Origin of the sequence: Streptomyces sp. NPDC014764, from assembly GCF_043082785.1 — a bacterium.
Classification (GTDB): domain Bacteria; phylum Actinomycetota; class Actinomycetes; order Streptomycetales; family Streptomycetaceae; genus Streptomyces; species Streptomyces althioticus.
In genome coordinates this window covers 568,861-587,618 of sequence record NZ_JBIBXY010000003.1, presented here as the reverse complement: position 1 = coordinate 587,618, position 18,758 = coordinate 568,861, and the positions used below count along the sequence as shown (strand labels likewise).

The window sequence follows — 18,758 nt, the reverse complement described above, 5'->3', positions numbered from 1 at the left end:
TGGCGTGGTGCACGGTGGGTGACAGATCCGAACCGGCCGAGCTGGAGGGGGACCCAGCCATGTCTGTGTCCGCAGAACCGACGTCCGTCGACCCGCGGCGGAACGGCTCCGTGCCCGCGGACACCGGCACCGGGCGGACGGACACCCTGCGTCCGCACGCCGAGCACGCCTTCGCGGAGGAACTGGCCGCGCTGGCCGCCCAGGACGACCGCCCGCGCCCCGCCCGCTGGCGCCTGTCGCCGTGGGCCGTCGCCACCTACCTGCTCGGCGGGACGCTGCCGGACGGGACGGTGATCACCCCCAAGTACGTGGGTCCGCGCAGGGTCGTGGAGGTCGCGGTGACCACCCTCGCCACGGACCGTGCCCTGCTGCTGCTCGGCGTGCCCGGCACGGCCAAGACCTGGGTGTCCGAGCACCTGGCCGCCGCCGTCAGCGGCGACTCGACGCTGCTGGTGCAGGGCACGGCCGGCACCCCGGAGGAGGCTATCCGCTACGGCTGGAACTACGCCCGGCTGCTCGCCCACGGCCCCAGCCGCGACGCCCTCGTCCCCGGCCCCGTGATGCGGGCGATGGCGGAGGGCAGGACGGCCCGCGTCGAGGAGCTGACCCGCATCCCGGCCGACGTCCAGGATTCCCTGATCACGATCCTGTCCGAGAAGACACTGCCGATCCCGGAGCTCGGGCAGGAGGTGCAGGCCGTCCGCGGCTTCAACCTGATCGCCACGGCCAACGACCGCGACCGAGGCGTCAACGAGCTGTCCAGCGCCCTGCGCCGCCGGTTCAACACGGTGGTGCTGCCGCTGCCGGAGACACCGGAGGCGGAGGTCGACATCGTCACCCGCCGTGTGGAGCAGATCGGGCGGTCGCTGGACCTGCCGGCGGTGCCGGACGGCGTCGACGAGATCCGGCGGGTCGTCACCGTCTTCCGGGAGCTGCGTGACGGCGTGACCGCCGACGGGCGGACGAAGCTGAAGTCGCCCAGCGGCACGTTGTCGACCGCCGAGGCGATCTCCGTCGTCACGGGGGGTCTGGCCCTCGCCGCCCACTTCGGCGACGGCGTGCTGCGGGCCGGTGACGTCGCCGCGGGCGTGCTCGGGGCGGTCGTCCGCGACCCGGCGGCGGACCGTGTCGTCTGGCAGGAGTACCTGGAGACCGTCGTCCGCGAACGCGACGGCTGGTCGGACTTCTACCGTGCCTGCCGCGAGGCCGGCGCGTGAACAGGGGCCGGGCGCAGGGTGCGGGGCAGCCGCTGCTGCTCGGCGTGCGGCACCACGGGCCCGGGTCGGCGAAGGCCGTGCGGGCCGCGCTGGAGGCGTCTCGGCCGTGCGTCGTGCTCGTCGAGGGCCCGCCCGAGGCCGATCCGCTGATCCCGTTGGCCGCGGCGGAGGACATGCGTCCGCCGGTCGCCCTGCTCGCCCACGCCGTGGACGAGCCCGGTCGGTCGGCGTTCTGGCCGCTCGCCGCGTTCTCGCCGGAGTGGGTCGCGCTCCGCTGGGCGCTGGAGCACGGAGTGCCCGCCCGCTTCATCGACCTGCCGGCCGCCCACACGCTCGCCTGGGAGCAGGACGAGCAGGACCGGGACGAGCAGGACAAGGACCAGGAGGACAAGGACGGGGAGGGCGGCGGCACGGACGCCGGGGCGGCGGAGCAGGGCCCCCCGGACGAGGACGTGCGGGTCGACCCGCTGGGGGTGCTCGCCGACACCGCCGGGTACGACGACGCCGAGCGCTGGTGGGAGGACGTCGTCGAACACCGGGGCGCGGGAAAGGGCGACGCGCTCGCGCCCTTCACGGCCTTGGAGGAGGCCATGACGCTGCTGCGGGAGACGTACGGCAGCGGTGGGCACGGGCGGGACCTGATCCGTGAGGCCCACATGCGGCTGCGGATACGGGACGCGCAACGGGAGTTCGAGGACGGCGTGGCCGTGGTCTGCGGGGCGTGGCACGTGCCCGCGCTGCGGCGGCGTACGGGCGTGGCGGCCGACCGGGCGCTGCTCAAGGGGCTGCCGAAGGTGAAGACGGACATGACGTGGGTGCCGTGGACGCACCGCAGGCTGTCCCGGGCCGGCGGCTACGGCGCGGGCATCGACTCACCCGGGTGGTACGCGCATCTGTTCGCCGCCCCGGACCGGCCGGTCGAGCGCTGGCTGACCAAGGTCGCGGGACTGCTGCGGGCCGAGGACCGCACCGTGTCGCCCGGCCATGTCATCGAAGCGGTGCGGCTCGCCGAAACCCTCGCCGCGATGCGCGGACGGCCGCTGCCGGGTCTGGGCGAGGCCACCGACGCCGTGCGGGCGGTGATGTGCGAGGGCTCCGACGTGCCGCTGGCGCTGGTGCGCGACCGGCTGGTCGTCGGCGACGTGCTGGGGGAGGTGCCGGACACCGTGCCGGCGGTGCCGTTGCAGCGGGACCTGGAGCGGACCCGGCGCCGGCTGCGGCTCAGACCGGAGGCTGCCGAGCGGGAGCTGGACCTCGACCTGCGCGAGGAGACCGGCGCGGAGCGCAGCCGGCTGCTGCACCGGCTGCGGCTGCTCGGCATCGACTGGGGACGCCCGGCCGCCTCACGTTCCGGCACCGGCACCTTCCGGGAGACCTGGCGGCTGCGCTGGGAGCCCGAGCTGGCCGTGCGCACCGCCGAGGCGGGGGTGTGGGGGACGACCGTGCTCGCCGCCGCGACGGCCAAGGCGGAGGCGGACGCGGTCTCCGCGCGCGGCCTCGCCGACGTCACCGCTCTCGCGGAGCACTGCCTGATGGCCGCCCTGCCCGGCGCCCTGCCGGTGGTGATGCGCGTCCTCGCCGACCGAGCCGCGCTCGACACCGACGTCGCCCACCTCGCGCAGGCACTGCCCGCCCTCGTCCGCTCGCTGCGCTACGGCGACGTCCGCGGCACCGACACCGCCGCCCTCGCCGAGGTCGCCGCGGGCCTCGCCGAGCGGGTCTTCGTCGGACTGCCCCCCGCCTGCGCCGGGCTGGACGCCGACGCGGCCGAGGAGATGCGGGGTCATGTCGACGCGGTGCACGGCGCGCTGGGCCTGCTCGGCGAGGTCCCCGCGGCGCGCGACGGGAGACTCCGCGCACGCTGGCGGGCCGTGCTGCGGACGCTGTCCACGCGGGACACCGTGCCCGGGGTGCTGCGCGGGCGGGCGGTGCGCCTCCTGCTCGACGAGGGCGAGCTGGCGCCGGACGAGGCGGCGCGGCTCATGGGGCTCGTGCTGTCGCCGGGCACGCCTCCGGCGGACGCGGCCGCGTGGATCGAGGGGTTCGTCGGCGGCTCCGGCGGCGGGCTGCTGCTGGTCCACGACGAGCGGCTGTTCGGCCTGGTCGACCGGTGGCTGACGGCGGTCCCGGCGGAGGCGTTCACGGACGTGCTGCCGCTGCTGCGACGGACGTTCTCGGCGTACGAGCCGAGGGTGCGGCGCACGCTCGGGGAGTCGGTGCGTCGGGGACCGGGGCGGCGCGACCGCACGGACACCGCGGCGGCCGGCGCGCCCGGCTTCGGACCGGGTGTGGACGAGGCGCGGGCGGACGCCGTCCTGCCGGTGCTGCGGTTGCTGCTGGGGCCGGACGGCGACGATGAGACGCGCGGGGAGGGAGCGGTGGTGCGGCGATGACGGAGGACACGGCGGGGGAGCGGCTGCGCCGGTGGCGGCTCGTGCTCGGTGGCGACACGGCCGACGGCACCGGACGCGCGCTGTCCGGACAGGACACCGCGGTCGACGACGCCCTCACCGCCCTCTACGGCAGGGACGACACCCCCACGGCGGGGCGCGAGCGGGCGGGAGGACTCGGGGCGTCGGCGCCGTCGGTGGCGCGCTGGCTCGGTGACATCCGCACGTACTTCCCCGCCTCCGTCGTCCAGGTCATGCAGCGTGACGCGATCGACCGGCTCGGCCTCGGCACGCTGCTGCTGGAGCCCGAGATGCTGGAGGCGGTCGAGGCCGACGTGCACCTCGTCGGCACGCTGCTCTCCCTCACCCATGCGATGCCCGACACGACGAGGGAGACGGCACGGGAGGTCGTGCGCAAGGTCGTCGAGGACCTGGAGGAGCGGCTCGCCACCCGCACCCGGGCCACCCTCACCGGCGCCCTCGACCGCGGCGCCCGCGTCCGCCGGCCCCGCCACCACGACATCGACTGGAACCGCACCGTCGCCGCCAACCTCCGGCACTACCTCCCCGAGCACGGCACGGTCGTGCCGGAGCGGCTCGTCGGTTACGGGCGGGCCTCGCGGTCGGTGAAGAAGGAGGTCGTGCTCTGCGTGGACCAGTCCGGGTCGATGGCCTCGTCGGTCGTGTACGCCTCGGTGTTCGGGGCGGTGCTCGCATCCATGCGGGCGGTCGCCACCCGGCTCGTCGTCTTCGACACGGAGGTCGTCGACCTGACCGAGCGTCTGGACGACCCGGTCGACGTCCTCTTCGCCACCCGGCTCGGCGGCGGCACGGACATCAACCGGGCGCTCGCGTACTGCCAGTCGCGCATCACCCGGCCCGCCGACACGGTCGTCGTGCTGATCAGCGACCTCTACGAAGGAGGAATACGCGACGAGATGCTGAAGCGGGTGGCGGCGATCAAGGCGTCCGGCGCGCAGTTCGTGTCGCTGCTCGCTCTCTCCGACGAGGGCGCGCCCGCGTACGACAGGGAGCACGCGGCGGCCTTCGCGGCACTGGGCGCGTCCGCGTTCGCCTGCACCCCCGACCTCTTCCCCGAGGTGATGGCGGCGGCGATCGAAAGGCGGCCGCTGCCGATACCGGACGCCGGAGCGGCCGGGCCGGACTCCGCGCGCTGAAAACGGACATGAGTGCCCATCGGTGACACGGGGGTTGCGGGACCGCGGGCGTCGCGTGCAAGGATCGGGGGCGTTCGATCGAGGACCCGTGAAGGTGTCCGGTGGTCCCCGCAGTCCGGAGAGGGAACGCCCTGTCGACCTGGTCAGCAACAGCCGTGCCCGGGGCCGCCGCGCGTGTGGTGCGCGCCGCGGCTCGCAGGCGTGCGGTTCGGCTGGCGCTGGTGGCGGGGGCGGTGTTCGTCATGGGCGTCCTGTTCGGGGAGCAGGCCCAGGCGGCGGACGGCCCGTCCACCGGAGTCGTGCGGCTGGACGCCGGGAGCGTCGGGTCCGTGCTGAACGGCCTCACGGCGGGTAGCGACACGCCAGCGGCCGAGAAGCCGGCCGGGAGTAAGGGGAGCTCTGCGGAGGAGCCGGTGGTGCGCGAGCGGGGCTCGCGGCCTGTGCTCGGGGCTGAGCCGGTGGTGCCAGAGGAGGCCTTGCGGCCTGTGCCCGGCGCTGAGTTGGTGGTGCGCGAGCGGGGCTCGCGGCCTGGCGCCGGGGTTGTTGCACAGCCCGTGACCGAGCCGGGCGCGCGGGTGGGCGATGCGCGGGGCTCGCGGTCTGCGGTCACGTCGGGCGCGGCGCCCGGCGGTGAGCGGGCGGCGCGGCCCGGGGCCGCGGCCGGTGCCCGACCGGGAGAGGAGCGGACCGCGCTGTCTCTCGGTGAGGCGGTGCGTGTCGCGGACGAGCGCGTGGTGCGAACTGTCGTGGAACGGGTCGTGCAGCCGACCGCCGAGCAGTCGGGCACGGAGCAGGGCCCTGCGGAGAGGCCTCTCGGACACGTTCTGCGGCCCGTCGGGCAGGTGGTCCGTGGCGTGACCCAGGAACTGGGCGCCGCCACCTCGGCCCTGCCTGCCGTGTCCCTGCCTGCCGTGTCTCTTCCTGCCGTGTCCCTGCCCGCTGTGTCCCTGCCCGTGCCGGAGCAGCCCGCTGTGCTGTCGCCCCCGGTGTTGCAGGGGCTTCCCGCCCTTCCGGCCCTGCCCGCCCTTCCGGGTCCCGCGGGGCTCGCGGGCCTCCCCGCGCATCTCCTCCCCGTTCCGGCCTCCCCCGGCGAGCAGGCACCCGTGCCCCCGCCGACCGCGGCAGACACCCCCGCCGTACCGGCCGCCCACGTCACCCACGGTCCCCGGCCCACCGTGGCCGCCCCCGAGGGCGCTCCCACCGCCGCTGAGGTGATCCCCGCCTCCCGGACGACGGCCGCCCCGCTCCAGGCGCCCTTCGTCCCCACGGACAGCGGGGAGGGCGACGGCGCTCCCGGCAGCCGGTCGTCCGCCGACCAGGGCACCGCCCGGCACGCCGACGCCGGTGCCGTGCCCGCCGCCCACCGGCCCGTGCCCCGGCTCCTGCCGGGTGCCGCCGCGCCCGCGGAGACCCCCCGCACGCGCGAGCACAGCCGGGACGTCCACGTCCCGCCCGCCTAGGCCGGACGGCGACCCTCCCGCGCAGGCGCGCGCAGCCGTCCGTACGGACAGACGCCCCGTCCCGGCCGAAACCGCCGTGGACCGGCCGTCCCGACGTCCTCCGGCGCGCACCCGCCTGTCACCCGTTCCTGACTCACGGGTAACAAAGGACTCCGCGGGGCATCAGGACCGGACAGCCGAAAGCCGTCGGTTCGTCCGGCCGCGACCTCGCGGAGGGGAGACCGGCCGCCATTGGGGAATGGAGGCCGGCCGCCCCGCAATCCCGGCCCCGGGCGTCACTGCCCGTCCGGGTTGTTCGGCAGGGCCTCACCGGGCCAACCCCAGCCCGGTGAGGCCCCTCACGCGCGGCACGCGGTGCCGGAGAAGGCGACATCATGTGACAGGTATCACCGCTCACGTGTGACCCGCGATTTAGAGGCTCCCCCCATGCGGCGATAACCTGCGAGACGGACATGCCGCGCGCTCGGACACCGTGTGCGCCTCCCTTGTGACAGAGCGGACGTCACGTTGCCCTTCGCGGCACGCCCACGCATCCAACGAACCGCGAGATCACTGATAGGGACGGAAGCGCGTGGACCTGTTCGAGTACCAGGCGAGGGACCTCTTCGCCAAGCACGATGTACCGGTGCTGGCCGGTGAAGTCATCGACACGCCTGAGGCGGCCCGCGCAGCCACTGAGCGTCTCGGTGGCAAGTCCGTCGTCAAGGCCCAGGTGAAGGTCGGCGGCCGCGGCAAGGCCGGCGGCGTGAAGCTGGCCGCGAGCGCGGACGAGGCCGTGGCCCGTGCGACCGACATCCTCGGCATGGACATCAAGGGCCACACGGTCCACAAGGTGATGATCGCCGAGACGGCCCCGGAGATCCTGGAGGAGTACTACGTCTCCTTCCTCCTCGACCGTGCCAACCGCACCTTCCTCTCCATCGCGTCCGTCGAGGGCGGCATGGAGATCGAGGAGGTGGCGGCGACCCGTCCGGACGCCGTTGCCAAGATCGCGATCGACGCCATCGACGGCGTGGACGAGGCGAAGGCCCGCGAGATCGTCGAGGCCGCCAAGTTCCCGGCCGAGGTCGCGGACAAGGTCGCCAACGTCCTGATCAGGCTGTGGGACACCTTCATCAAGTCGGACGCCCTCCTCGTGGAGGTCAACCCGCTGGCGAAGGTCGCCTCCGGCGACGTCATCGCCCTGGACGGCAAGGTGTCGCTCGACGACAACGCCGAGTTCCGTCACCCCGAGTACGAGGAGCTCCACGACAAGGCCGCGGCGAACCCGCTCGAGGCCGCCGCCAAGGAGAAGAACCTCAACTACGTCAAGCTCGACGGCGAGGTCGGCATCATCGGCAACGGCGCGGGTCTCGTCATGAGCACCCTGGACGTCGTCGCGTACGCCGGTGAGAAGCACGGCAACGTCAAGCCGGCCAACTTCCTGGACATCGGCGGTGGCGCCTCCGCCCAGGTCATGGCCAACGGCCTCGAGATCATCCTCGGCGACCCGGACGTCAAGTCCGTCTTCGTCAACGTCTTCGGCGGCATCACCGCCTGCGACGAGGTCGCCAACGGCATCGTCCAGGCCCTGAAGCTGCTGGAGGACCGCGGCGAGAAGGTCGAGAAGCCGCTCGTCGTGCGCCTCGACGGCAACAACGCCGAGCTCGGCCGGCAGATCCTCACCGACGCCAACCACCCGCTGGTGCAGCGCGTCGACACCATGGACGGCGCGGCCGACAAGGCCGCCGAGCTGGCCCACGCCGCCAAGTAAGCACTCAGGACGAGGACACAACACACCATGGCTATCTGGCTCAACAAGGACAGCAAGGTCATCGTCCAGGGCATGACCGGCGCCACGGGCATGAAGCACACCAAGCTCATGCTCGGTGACGGCACCAACGTCGTGGGCGGCGTCAACCCGCGCAAGGCGGGTCAGACCGTGGACTTCGACGGCACCGAGGTACCCGTCTTCGGGACCGTCAAGGAGGCCATCGAGAAGACCGGCGCCAACGTCTCCGTCATCTTCGTGCCGGAGAAGTTCACCAAGGACGCGGTCGTCGAGGCCATCGACGCCGAGATCCCGCTGGCCGTCGTGATCACCGAGGGCATCGCCGTGCACGACTCGGCCGCCTTCTGGGCGTACGCGGGCAAGAAGGGCAACAAGACCCGGATCATCGGCCCGAACTGCCCCGGCATCATCACCCCCGGCGGGTCGAACGTGGGCATCATCCCGGGCGACATCACCAAGCCGGGCCGCATCGGTCTGGTCTCGAAGTCCGGCACGCTGACGTACCAGATGATGTACGAGCTGCGTGACATCGGCTTCTCGACCGCCGTCGGCATCGGTGGCGACCCGATCATCGGCACCACGCACATCGACGCGCTCGCCGCGTTCGAGGCCGACCCCGAGACCGACCTGATCGTGATGATCGGTGAGATCGGCGGCGATGCCGAGGAGCGGGCCGCGGCCTTCATCAAGGAGAACGTGACCAAGCCGGTCGTCGGCTACGTCGCGGGCTTCACCGCGCCGGAGGGCAAGACCATGGGTCACGCCGGCGCCATCGTCTCCGGTTCCTCCGGCACCGCGCAGGCGAAGAAGGAGGCCCTCGAGGCCGCCGGCGTCAAGGTCGGCAAGACGCCGACCGAGACCGCCAAGCTGGCGCGCGCGATCCTCGCCGGCTGAATCGCCGGCGCGACAGCGCATCGTACGGGTGGGCCCGTTCCCCTGGCGGGGGACGGGCCCACCCGTCTTCTCCTGCGCGGGGCGCGGCTCAGCGGGCCTGGGGGGAGAGGCGTTCCGGGCCGTCGAGCAGTGCCTTGCGCAGGTAGTCGCGCAGCTCGCGCTGCTCGTCCGAGAGCGGTCCCGGCGCCACCCGGGGAGGCACGCCCCGCACCGTCTCGCCCGGCGGCACGGGCGGTACGTAGTGCGTGGGCGCGGTGCGCAGGGTCATGGCCGTGCTGCCGATCAGGACGACGGTCACGGCCGCCGCCGTCCGCGTCCACAGACGCGCCCGGCGCTCGCTGCCGCCGCGGACCGCCGCCGGCTCCGCCGCCCGCGTCCGGCCGGTGGACGCCAGCTCCGCCAGCCGGTCGTGCAGCTCCCCGGGATCGGCCAGCTCCGGCAGCCGCTCGGCGAGGACCTCCCGCGCGTGCATCAGCCGCCCGGCCGCGGCCCGCGTGCTGGCCTCCGTCTCCGCCGCGGTCTCGGGCAGGTCCAGGCCGACGCCGTCGTACAGCACGAGCGTGCGGCGGTACGGCGGCGGCAGGCTCAGCAGCGCGTCCAGCAGCGTGCGGTCGTCCTCCTCGGGCGGCGGGGGCTCGGGGTGCCGGTAGCGGCGGCGGAGGCGGTGCCAGGGGGACAGCGCCCAGTCGTGCGCGGCCGCCCGCACCCACCCCGCCGGGTCCGGGTCGCGGGCCACCTCCGGCCAGTGGTCCCACGCCCGTTGGAAAGCCCGCTCCACGGACTCGTGCGCGAGGTCGCGCCGCCCGGTGAGCAGGTACGCCTGCCGGACGAGGGCGGGGGCGCAGTACGCGTACAGCGCGTCGAAGGCCTGCGCGGGCGTCAGATACGGCCCCGCCCCCCGCGCGACGGGGACCACCCCCGACGCACGCTCCCGCCCCGACGGCCGCAACACCCGCGCCCAGGAGGGCCGCGGCCACCGACGCCGACGCCCACCGCCATGGTCCGCCCCGCCCGGCGTTGGCAGGTCCCCACCGCTGCACGGCCCCCGGCCCGCCGACGCGGGGTCGCTCGCCGGCACCGCGTCCTGCCGAGGCGCTGCCTCGCGCCGTGGCGCGGGGCTGCCGGCCGGCGTCGTCTCCCGCTTGGGGTTGCCGGTCGGCGTCGTCTCCCGCTTGGGGTCGCCGGTCGGTGTCGCGTCCCGCTCGGGGTTGCCGGTCGGCATCGTCTGCCGATCGGGTGCTGTCCCGCGCGCCGACCCGTCTCGGTTCCCCCACTCGGGCTCGCTCGCCGGCACAGCCTCCGGCTCCGGCGCTGACCCGTGCCCGGGCTCAGCTCCCCAGCCCGGCCGGGGGTCACCTGTCGGCCCCGCCTTCCGCTCCGACGCCGTGCCGTTCGGGGAGGCGTGCCGGTCGTCCGAGGCCGGGCCGTCCTCCGGCCCCGGCCCGTTCCCGGGCTCCGGTCCGCCATCCGATGCCCGCTCGCCGTCCAACTCGGTCGAGTTCTTCGACTCGCGGCATGGACCCGGCGCCCGCCCGGCCTCCACCGCCGGTCGGTCTGCCGACGGCGAGCCCGGCTCTGACGATGTGTCCGCCCACGCCGGCGAGACGAGCGCCGTAGGGGTCAGGACGAACTCGGCGGGGTCCAGGGCGGCCTTGTCTCCGGCGCCCTCGACCGGTGCCGTACGGAACGTCACCCCGCCCGAGGCTTGCGGCGCCTGACGTTCCGTGTCCGAAGCCAGTGTGGAGAGCAACTCCGCGTAGGCGACCCTGTTGCGCCCCCGAGGCGTGCTGCGCCCCGACTCCCAGGCGCGCACCGTGTCGGGGCGTACCCCGAGACGCTTCGCGAGCTGAGCGCGCGTCAGCGCGCAGGCCTCCCGCAGGCGTCGGCGTTCGTTCGGCGGGGGGAGCGGAACGGCAGGGCTCCGCGTCACTGGGCGTCCCTCAGTACAGAAAAGTACATAAACGTATATTGAGCGACACAGCCGAGGTTCGCCCGTTACGCCGGTAAAGCGCGTGTCGTTGGGAGCATGGCGGGCGTGATCCAGACGACCGTACGCCGATCGATGCCGGCCTCCTTGCTCCTCCGGGTGCGTCACCGCTCACCCGGGCTGGCCAACGGCCTTGCCGGTGGCGCCCTCGCGGCCGGGCTGGGTCTCGCGGCGTTCACCGTGCTCGTGATGCTGCTGTGGGTCAGCTCGCCCTACCCGGACAGCGGACCCGGCGGAGCCCTGCACGTCGCGGCGGCCCTGTGGCTGCTGGCGCACGGCGCCGAACTGGTCCGCGTCGACACCCTCTCCGGCGTCCCCGCCCCGGTGGGCCTGCCCCCGCTGCTGCTCGCCGTGGTACCGGTGTGGCTGCTGCACCGGGCGGCACGGGACACCGCCGAGGGAGGCGCCCGCGACAACGCCCCGCTGATGCCGGGCCGTATCGCCTGGGCCGGCGTCGTGCTCGGCTACCTCGGCGTCGCCGTCCCCGCCGCCCTCTACGCCGCCGGTGGTGCTCTGCGCCCCTCGTGGCCGTGGACGGCGCTGTGCGTGCCGCTGGTCGCGCTGGTGGCCGCCGGGACGGGCGTGTGGACCGCGTACGGACGGCCCAGCGGGCCGCTGGAGCAGGTGCTGGGGGCGGTGCTGCCCCGCGGGGCGCGGCACCTGGTGCTGGGTCCCGACGGCCGTCCCGGCGTCGCGGCGCGCGCGGCGGCGGCCGGGGCGACGGTGCTGGTCGCGGGCGGTGCGGTGCTGCTGACGGTGGCACTGGGCTGGCACCTCGGCGAGACCCGCCGCACGTTCGGAGGGCTGACCGAGGGGTGGTCGGGGTGGCTGGCGGTGCTGCTGCTCTGCGTCGCGCTGCTGCCGAACGCGGCGGTGTGGGCGGCGGCCTACGCCCTCGGCCCTGGCTTCCTGCTCGGCACGGGCATCACGGTGACGCCGCTCGGTGCTCAGGCCGCCCCGCTGCTGCCGCCGTTCCCGCTGCTGGCGGCGGTGCCGGACCCGGGCGCGGGCACGGCGCTGCAGGGGGCGGTCGCGGCGCTGCCGCTGACGGCAGGAGTCGTGGTGGGGTGGTTCGTCGGGTGCGGATCCGTGACGGGCGGCGGACGCTTCGGCATCTGGACGGCCGGACGGACCGCCGGTGCGGCGGCGCTCGCGGCCGGTCTGTGCGGGGTGCTGATGGCGCTGCTCGCCGGGCTGGCGGGCGGCCCGCTGGGCACGGCCGCGCTGGCCCGGTTCGGCCCGGTGTGGTGGCAGGTGGGCCTGGCGACGGCGCTGTGGCTCGGGCTGACGGCCGCCGCGACGGCCCTGACCGTACGAGCGTGGCGCCTCCGGCGGTCGTACGGGCGGGGCGGGCGTCGTCCGGACCGCGTGGTCGCCCCCCGGCGCCGTCCGGCCTTCCCGCGCCCGGCCCTGAGGGAACGGCTCCCTCGCGGCACCTGGTTCAGGCGGAAGCGCGGACGAAGCGCTCCCGCCCCTGCGCCCGCCACCTCCGACGAGCCCTACCTGCTCCTCGACGACGACGATCCCGATGTTTTCCGCGCCGACACGGACCCCCTGGGCCTCGGCGCGCGTTCCGCACCCGCCGCGCCCCTCACGGACCTCGCGTCGTCACGGAGAACCGAACCCGCGAGCGACCTGCCCGCCCCCGAAGACACCGACCCCCGTCCACCCGCGTGAGCGCACGCGTCCCACCCGCCGCTCGCCCGCAGGCCACGGACGACGAGCCCTCGCGCGGCCCCGGGGCGCCCTCGCAGCCCTCCGCCCGCTGCGTCCGCCGCTCCCGGTCGGCTCCGGACGGCGCCGGACCCCGCCCGCCCCCTGACCCGGACCCAGCACGGCCCCGGACGACACCGACCCCCGTCCATCCGCCTGAGCGGGTGGACGGGGGTCGGTGCGAGGACGAAGGACGTCCGGAGGGCGGACCGTCAGCTCTCCTCGTCCAGCAGGCCCCGCAGCTGCTCCGGCAGGTGATCCCCGCAGGACTGGCGTGCCTGCTGGGTGAGGGCGTCGCTGGTGCACTCGTAGTAGTCGCTGTAGATCAGGCGGGCGCCGAAGACGCCGGCCACCAGCAGCAGCGCCAGGCTCGCCGTCACCAGGCCGCTCACCGCCGCCGTGGTCTGCGGGCGGCCCTTCTGCTCGGGCGCGGGGGCGTCCGGGTCCTGCCCGCGGGGCTTGGCGCGCAGGGCGCTGATGCTCCAGTACAGGGCGAGCGCGCCCAGCAGCAGCGCCAGGTACGGCCAGTTGAACAGGGCGAAGAAGAAGGCCCACATGCCGCCCAGCAGGGCGTAGCGCGCGCGGCGCTGGGCCGGGTCCGTGGGGTCCCAGCGCATGCCCGGACCCTGCTGGCCGCCGCCCTGGCCCTCGGGGCCACGCGGACGGTCGCCGAAGCCGCCGGAGGAACGGCCCGGCTGCCGGTCGCTCCAGTTACGGCCCCAGGGGGAGCGACCGCCCCTGTCGTTGCCGCCCTCACCGCCCGAGGGGTGGCGCGGCTGCCAGGGGCGGTCGGGCGTCCCCTCCGGCGGGGGCGCGAACGGGTTGTCGTCCTGGCCCGTCCCCTGACCGTCCCGGGAGTCCTGGCCCTGGCCGTCACGGCGGTCGTCGCCGTCGCCGCGGGGGGCGTCGGGCGGCGAGGAGGGGCGCTCCCGCAGCAGCACGGCGCCACGCTCCCCTCCTTGGGCCGACTGCTGGGGGAACGTGAGGAGTCGCAGGCTGCGGTCCGGCATCAAGTGAGCGTCTTCCCCTTTGTGAAGCACGGCGTGAGTGCGGTGTGACCGCCTCGCACGACGTATCGACTACGAGTGAGCGGTGAGCTGGTGCGTTCCCGTCAGCTCCGCGCGGCCCGGGTCCGTCGCCCTGTGAACGAACGGTGCGCGGTCGGCGTTCCCGTGCGCCCCGGTGTCCAGAACTGTGTACCCCGGCCGGCTCGTACCAGACGCTACCTTCCGGCCACGCCCCCGTCCCGTGGGGGCCCGTCGGGAGTGCCGGTATCGTTGCTGCCGGTCGGCCGCTTCGTAGGCTTCCCCGTATCGGGGGGCGCGAAGCATTCGTAGGAATGTACAAAGCGCTGTGCCGCCGACCGTACGGACGCTTCCCGAGAAAGGGCCCCACCGTGGCCGCCAAGCCCGTGGCCGAGCGCGCCAGGCGTCGTCTCGTCGTGCTGGTCTCCGGATCCGGCACCAATCTGCAGGCGCTCCTCGACGAGATCGCCGCCGTCGGACCCGACGCCTACGGGGCCGAGGTCGTCGCCGTCGGCGCGGACCGCGAGGGCATCGAAGGGCTGGCCCGGGCCGAGCGGGCCGGGCTGCCGACCTTCGTGTGCAAGGTCAAGGACCACCCCGCCCGCGAAGAGTGGGACGCGGCGCTCGCCGAGGCCGTCGCCGCGTACGAGCCCGACCTCGTGGTGTCCGCCGGGTTCATGAAGATCGTGGGGAAGGAGTTCCTCGCGCGCTTCGGCGGGCGGTTCGTGAACACCCACCCCGCTCTGCTGCCCAGTTTCCCGGGAGCCCACGGTGTACGGGACGCGCTCGCGTACGGCGCCAAGGTCACCGGCTGCACCGTCCACTTCGTCGACGACGGCGTCGACACCGGGCCGATCATCGCGCAGGGCGTGGTGGAGGTCAGGGACGAGGACGACGAGAGCGCTCTGCACGAGCGCATCAAGGAAGTCGAGCGAAAGCTGCTCGTCGAGGTCGTGGGGCGCCTCGCCCGCAACGGCTATCGCATCGAGGGACGAAAGGTAGTTATCCAGTGACCGCCGAGAGCAACAAGCGGGCCATTCGACGGGCGCTCGTCAGCGTCTACGACAAGACCGGCCTCGAGGATCTCGCGCGCGGCCTGCACGAGGCCGGGGTGGAGCTCGTCTCCACCGGGTCCACCGCCGCGAAGATCGCCGCCGCGGGCGTCCCCGTGACCAAGGTCGAGGAGCTGACCGGCTTCCCCGAGTGCCTGGACGGCCGGGTCAAGACGCTGCACCCCAAGGTGCACGCCGGCATCCTCGCCGACCTGCGTCTCGCCGACCACGAGCAGCAGCTCAAGGACCTCGGCGTGGAGCCGTTCGACCTCGTGGTCGTGAACCTCTACCCGTTCCGCGAGACCGTCGCCTCCGGCGCCTCGCCCGACGAGTGCGTGGAGCAGATCGACATCGGCGGCCCCTCGATGGTCCGCGCCGCCGCCAAGAACCACCCGTCGGTCGCCGTCGTCACCAGCCCCGCCCGCTACGGCGACGTCCTCGCCGCGGTCGGGGGCGGTGGCTTCGACCTCGCCACCCGCAAGCGGCTGGCCGCCGAGGCCTTCCAGCACACGGCCGCGTACGACGTGGCCGTCGCCTCCTGGTTCGCCTCCGAGTACGCGCCCGTCGACGACTCGCAGTTCCCCGACTTCCTCGGCGCCACCTGGGAGCGCAAGAACACACTGCGCTACGGCGAGAACCCGCACCAGCCGGCCGCGCTGTACGTCTCGGGCACGGGCGGTCTCGCCGAGGCGGAGCAGCTGCACGGCAAGGAGATGTCGTACAACAACTACACGGACACGGACGCCGCGCTCCGTGCCGCGTACGACCACGACGCCCCGGCCGTCGCGATCATCAAGCACGCCAACCCGTGCGGCATCGCGGTCGGCGCGGACGTCGCCGAGGCGCACCGCAAGGCGCACGCCTGCGACCCGCTGTCCGCGTTCGGCGGCGTGATCGCCGTGAACCGCCCGGTGACCAAGGAGATGGCCGAGCAGGTCGCGGAGATCTTCACCGAGGTCATCGTCGCCCCGGACTACGAGGACGGCGCGCTCGAGGCGCTCACCAAGAAGAAGAACATCCGCGTGCTGCGCGCCCCCGAGGCGCCGTCCGCCCCGGTCGAGGTCAAGCCGATCGACGGCGGCGCGCTGCTCCAGGTCACGGACCGGCTCCAGGCCGAGGGCGACGACCCGGCGACCTGGACGCTGGCCACCGGCGAGGCCCTGTCCGAGGCGGACCTGGCCGACCTGGCGTTCGCCTGGAAGGCCTGCCGCGCGGTGAAGTCGAACGCGATCCTGCTCGCCAAGGACGGCGCGTCGGTCGGCGTCGGCATGGGCCAGGTGAACCGCGTCGACTCCGCGAAGCTGGCGGTCGAGCGGGCCGGTGCCGAGCGCGCCCGTGGCTCCTTCGCCGCGTCCGACGCGTTCTTCCCCTTCCCCGACGGCCTGGAGATCCTCACCGAGGCCGGCGTGAAGGCGGTCGTCCAGCCGGGCGGTTCGGTCCGCGACGAGCTGGTCGTCGAGGCCGCGAAGAAGGCGGGCGTGACGATGTACCTCACGGGGACGCGGCACTTCTTCCACTGAGCCCGGCGGAGCGGGCCGCGCCCCAGGGGCACGGCCCGCTCGGACGGGTCAGCAGCTGTTGGCCCACTTGTGGGAGCGCAGCTTGTAGGTGCCCGCGAGGTTGCCCTTCGTGCCCTTGGTGGTGCAGCCCTTGCGGGTCTGGTAGTTGGCGCCGCTGTAGTAGATGACCACCATGCCGCTGGTGCCGTTGTTGTAGATGGAGCGCACGTTCTTGTCCGCGGCCCACGAGCACTGGATGTCACCGTTGCGCCAGTCGTTGTCGTTTCCGCTCCAGACGCAGCGGCTGCCGGAGCCGTTGTCGCCGCTGTAGAAGCAGACGCTTCCGGAAGGACAGCTGTAGGCGGCCTCCTTGGCCTGGGCGGGCGCGGCGGCGGCGCCGAGACCCAGACCCGCGAGGACGGTGGCCCCGGCGGCGACGCCGGCCTTCGTGCGCAGTGCCCGGATGTGCTTCATACAAGCTCCTCCTGGTCGGATCCTGCGGAGGGAGTGCTGCGTTCCCCCGATGCGAGAGCCACACGCGGTGGCGGTCGTGGACCACTCTCCGGTCAGGGCGCCGAGCGCGGTACCTCGAAAGTTGCAGGGTCCCCGGCGAGCGGTCCCGTGTCCTCGTCGCCCTGGTGCTTTTCGCACAGGTGCGGCGCGGTGAACGGCGGGCCGGCGTCCCGCACGGTGGTCCAGGCCGTCGCGGCGGTCGCCAGGGTGAGGGCCGCGACGGCCGCCAGTACCGCGGAGTGTGGACGGCGGCGGGCTCTCGGGCGAGGGGAGCGGAGCGGCGCCGAGCAGCCCGCGGCCCGTTCCGCGCGGCGCAGCAGGGTGCTCGCGTCGGGGCGGTCCGCGCCCGTGGGGGTCAGACAGGAGCGGACGACGTCCCGCCACGCGTCCGGCAGAAGGGGCGACAGGCGCAGTTCCTCCAGGCCGCGCGCGTACCGCGTCACGGTGTCTGTGCGGGCCTCCGCGCAGCCGCCGGGGAACGGGTGCGCTCCCGTCAGCACCACGTGGGCCAGCACCCCGAAGGCCCAGACGTCGGCGGAGGGGCGGATGAGCGCACCGCGTTCGTCCAACTCGGGCCACAGCAGTTCGGGCGGTGAGTAGTCGGGGGTGGCGAAGGCGGGGGAGTAGGCGTGGGCGCCGTCCAGTTCGAGTTCCGCCGCCGTGTTGAAATCGGCGAGCTGGACCGAACCGCCCGCCATCAGCAGCACGTTGGCGGGTTTCAGGTCGCCGTGGACCCAGCCCGCGTGGTGCAGCTGGTGCAGGCCCTCGCAGATCTGGACGAGCAGGGCAGGGCCCGCCCCGGGGACCGGCATCCGGAGCAGCAGCGTGTCCAGGGAGCCCTCGGCGCGCTCCAGGACGAGGACGGTGGCGCCGTCCAGGTCCGGACGGGACGGGTCGTCGACCGTCAGCGTCTCGTGCATCCGGATCAGCCGGGGCGCCCGCAGCCGGGCGAGCAGGCCGACCTCCCGGTCCGCCAGGTCGCGCAGGTGCGACAGCCGGCGCGGGGTGCGGGTGCCGGTGGGCAGGAACTTCAGTGCGGCGTCACGCGGCTGCCCGCCGTCGGTTCGGCGGGCGGCGTAGACCGTGGCGAACGCGCCCGACGCGAGCGGCTCACGCACCTCCCACGCGCCCACCCGGTACCCCTTCGGCACGGGTACGGCGCACGGCGTCCCGGTCACCGGACCACCTCGCTGCGGCTCGGTCCGAGCACCACGAGGTCGTCCTCGCGCACCAGGTCGAAGCGGAGCGCGAGGGACACCAGGGACTGCTTCTTGCCGTTGGCCCGTCGGGGCCGGTCGGCGTCGTCGGGGCCCGGACGCAGGCGCAGTTTCACCGCCAGGTAGTCGATGTTCCAGTAGACGGCCGAGCGGGTGACCGACGGCCAGGACGGCCGCAGCCGCTCGACGAGCTCCTCGACCGCGGGCAGCGGGGCGTGCGGCTCCCCGCGCAGCGGGGGCTCGCACAGCGCCGCGAGCACCGCGAAGTACCGCTTCGTCCGGTCCAGCGCGAACGCCGGGACGGTCGCGCACCCGGCAGCCCCCGGCGGTCGGCGGTGCGGTAGGCGTGGCAGGGCGCCCACACGTCGAAGGCGAGCAGGTCGCCCGCGGAGGGCAGCACGACCCTCGCGAACTCGAACGGCACCGGCGTCTCCACCCGGCCCGGCGCCACCTTGATGTGTTCGCCCGCGCCTTCCGGGCTCTCCACCACGTAGGTCTGATCGTTGCTCAAGTTGTCCAGCGCCAGAACCTCCGGTGGGCCGAGATCTCCCCGGCGATCCGCGGCACCCCCGCGTGGTCGAGCGCGAGGCCGCCGTCCGTCACCGCCCTGCCGAACGGCAGGCGTTCCCCCGTGGCCACCTTGATCTGTTTCCCGCCGGCGCGGTCGGCCGCCGGCGGCACGACGATGATGCTGTACATGGAGTCGTCCCCCTCCCCCGATCTCTCGGGGTCACCGTTCCCCAGTGCAACATCCGCCAGGCTAGGGTGAGTTGACGGGGCGGACCCGGCTTCGGGGCGGCCTCGGCGATTCGGCCAGAAGGCGGCCGGAACGGGACGGCTCC

12 protein-coding genes and 3 pseudogenes are annotated in these 18,758 nt (G+C 74.3%); 9 read left to right on the top strand and 6 right to left on the bottom strand.

What is annotated here, in order from left to right; all coding sequences use genetic code 11:
* Positions 1 to 59: 59 nt before the first annotated feature.
* The 6 genes from ACF1AG_RS11425 (at position 60) to sucD (ending at position 8,910) form a co-directional block, all read left to right on the top strand.
* Positions 60 to 1,217, top strand: coding sequence for an AAA family ATPase (locus ACF1AG_RS11425; RefSeq protein ID WP_359602623.1), 1,158 nt, complete (start codon positions 60 to 62; stop codon positions 1,215 to 1,217).
* Positions 1,214 to 3,610 (top strand): DUF5682 family protein, encoded by a 2,397-nt coding sequence (locus ACF1AG_RS11420; RefSeq protein WP_359602622.1) that lies wholly within the window; start codon positions 1,214 to 1,216, stop codon positions 3,608 to 3,610. The genes ACF1AG_RS11425 and ACF1AG_RS11420 overlap by 4 nt, the downstream gene beginning before the upstream one ends.
* Complete coding sequence (locus ACF1AG_RS11415; RefSeq protein ID WP_359602620.1) at positions 3,607 to 4,785, top strand: VWA domain-containing protein; 1,179 nt, start codon at positions 3,607 to 3,609, stop codon at positions 4,783 to 4,785. Before ACF1AG_RS11420 ends, ACF1AG_RS11415 begins: the two co-directional genes overlap by 4 nt.
* A gap of 854 nt (positions 4,786 to 5,639) precedes the next feature.
* Entirely contained in the window at positions 5,640 to 6,245 is a 606-nt protein-coding gene (locus tag ACF1AG_RS11410) for a hypothetical protein (RefSeq protein WP_359602618.1), read from the top strand.
* A 571-nt stretch (positions 6,246 to 6,816) separates the two neighbouring features.
* Complete coding sequence (gene sucC, locus ACF1AG_RS11405) at positions 6,817 to 7,998, top strand: ADP-forming succinate--CoA ligase subunit beta (RefSeq protein WP_359602617.1); 1,182 nt, start codon at positions 6,817 to 6,819, stop codon at positions 7,996 to 7,998.
* Between the two features lie 27 nt (positions 7,999 to 8,025).
* Positions 8,026 to 8,910: a succinate--CoA ligase subunit alpha gene (gene sucD / locus ACF1AG_RS11400; protein WP_359602615.1), complete on the top strand. Its 885-nt coding sequence runs from the start codon at positions 8,026 to 8,028 to the stop codon at positions 8,908 to 8,910.
* A gap of 88 nt (positions 8,911 to 8,998) precedes the next feature.
* Here sucD and ACF1AG_RS11395 read toward each other — a convergent pair whose 3' ends face one another.
* Positions 8,999 to 10,132, bottom strand: coding sequence for an RNA polymerase sigma factor (locus ACF1AG_RS11395; protein ID WP_391809686.1), 1,134 nt, complete (start codon positions 10,130 to 10,132; stop codon positions 8,999 to 9,001).
* Positions 10,133 to 10,660: 528 nt separating this feature from the next.
* Positions 10,661 to 10,840: pseudogene (locus tag ACF1AG_RS11390) on the bottom strand (helix-turn-helix domain-containing protein); the annotation flags it as partial.
* A gap of 96 nt (positions 10,841 to 10,936) precedes the next feature.
* Here ACF1AG_RS11390 and ACF1AG_RS11385 point away from each other — a divergent pair.
* The gene (locus tag ACF1AG_RS11385; RefSeq protein WP_391809646.1) at positions 10,937 to 12,574 is read left to right on the top strand and encodes a DUF6350 family protein; all 1,638 of its coding nucleotides are present in this window, start codon (positions 10,937 to 10,939) and stop codon (positions 12,572 to 12,574) included.
* 248 nt (positions 12,575 to 12,822) lie between these two features.
* Here the strand turns inward: ACF1AG_RS11385 and ACF1AG_RS11380 are convergent, their stop codons facing one another.
* A complete protein-coding gene (locus ACF1AG_RS11380; protein ID WP_359744106.1) occupies positions 12,823 to 13,620 on the bottom strand; it encodes a hypothetical protein in 798 nt (265 codons plus the stop codon).
* A gap of 386 nt (positions 13,621 to 14,006) precedes the next feature.
* Between ACF1AG_RS11380 and purN the strand changes: the two genes are divergently transcribed.
* Together purN and purH are read left to right on the top strand one after the other, a co-directional pair.
* A complete protein-coding gene (purN, locus tag ACF1AG_RS11375) occupies positions 14,007 to 14,648 on the top strand; it encodes a phosphoribosylglycinamide formyltransferase (RefSeq protein ID WP_037641175.1) in 642 nt (213 codons plus the stop codon).
* A complete protein-coding gene (purH, locus tag ACF1AG_RS11370; protein ID WP_359602609.1) occupies positions 14,645 to 16,207 on the top strand; it encodes a bifunctional phosphoribosylaminoimidazolecarboxamide formyltransferase/IMP cyclohydrolase in 1,563 nt (520 codons plus the stop codon). Before purN ends, purH begins: the two co-directional genes overlap by 4 nt.
* A gap of 48 nt (positions 16,208 to 16,255) precedes the next feature.
* Here the strand turns inward: purH and ACF1AG_RS11365 are convergent, their stop codons facing one another.
* The 3 genes and pseudogenes from ACF1AG_RS11365 to ACF1AG_RS11355 all read right to left on the bottom strand — a co-directional run bounded on the left by ACF1AG_RS11365 (position 16,256) and on the right by ACF1AG_RS11355 (position 18,615).
* Positions 16,256 to 16,660, bottom strand: coding sequence for a peptidase inhibitor family I36 protein (locus ACF1AG_RS11365; protein ID WP_387834038.1), 405 nt, complete (start codon positions 16,658 to 16,660; stop codon positions 16,256 to 16,258).
* Positions 16,661 to 16,878: 218 nt separating this feature from the next.
* Positions 16,879 to 17,877, bottom strand: a pseudogene (locus ACF1AG_RS11360) (serine/threonine-protein kinase); the annotation flags it as partial.
* Positions 17,874 to 18,615, bottom strand: a pseudogene (locus tag ACF1AG_RS11355) (FHA domain-containing protein). The pseudogenes ACF1AG_RS11360 and ACF1AG_RS11355, both read right to left, overlap by 4 nt.
* Between the last annotated feature and the right edge of the window lie 143 nt (positions 18,616 to 18,758).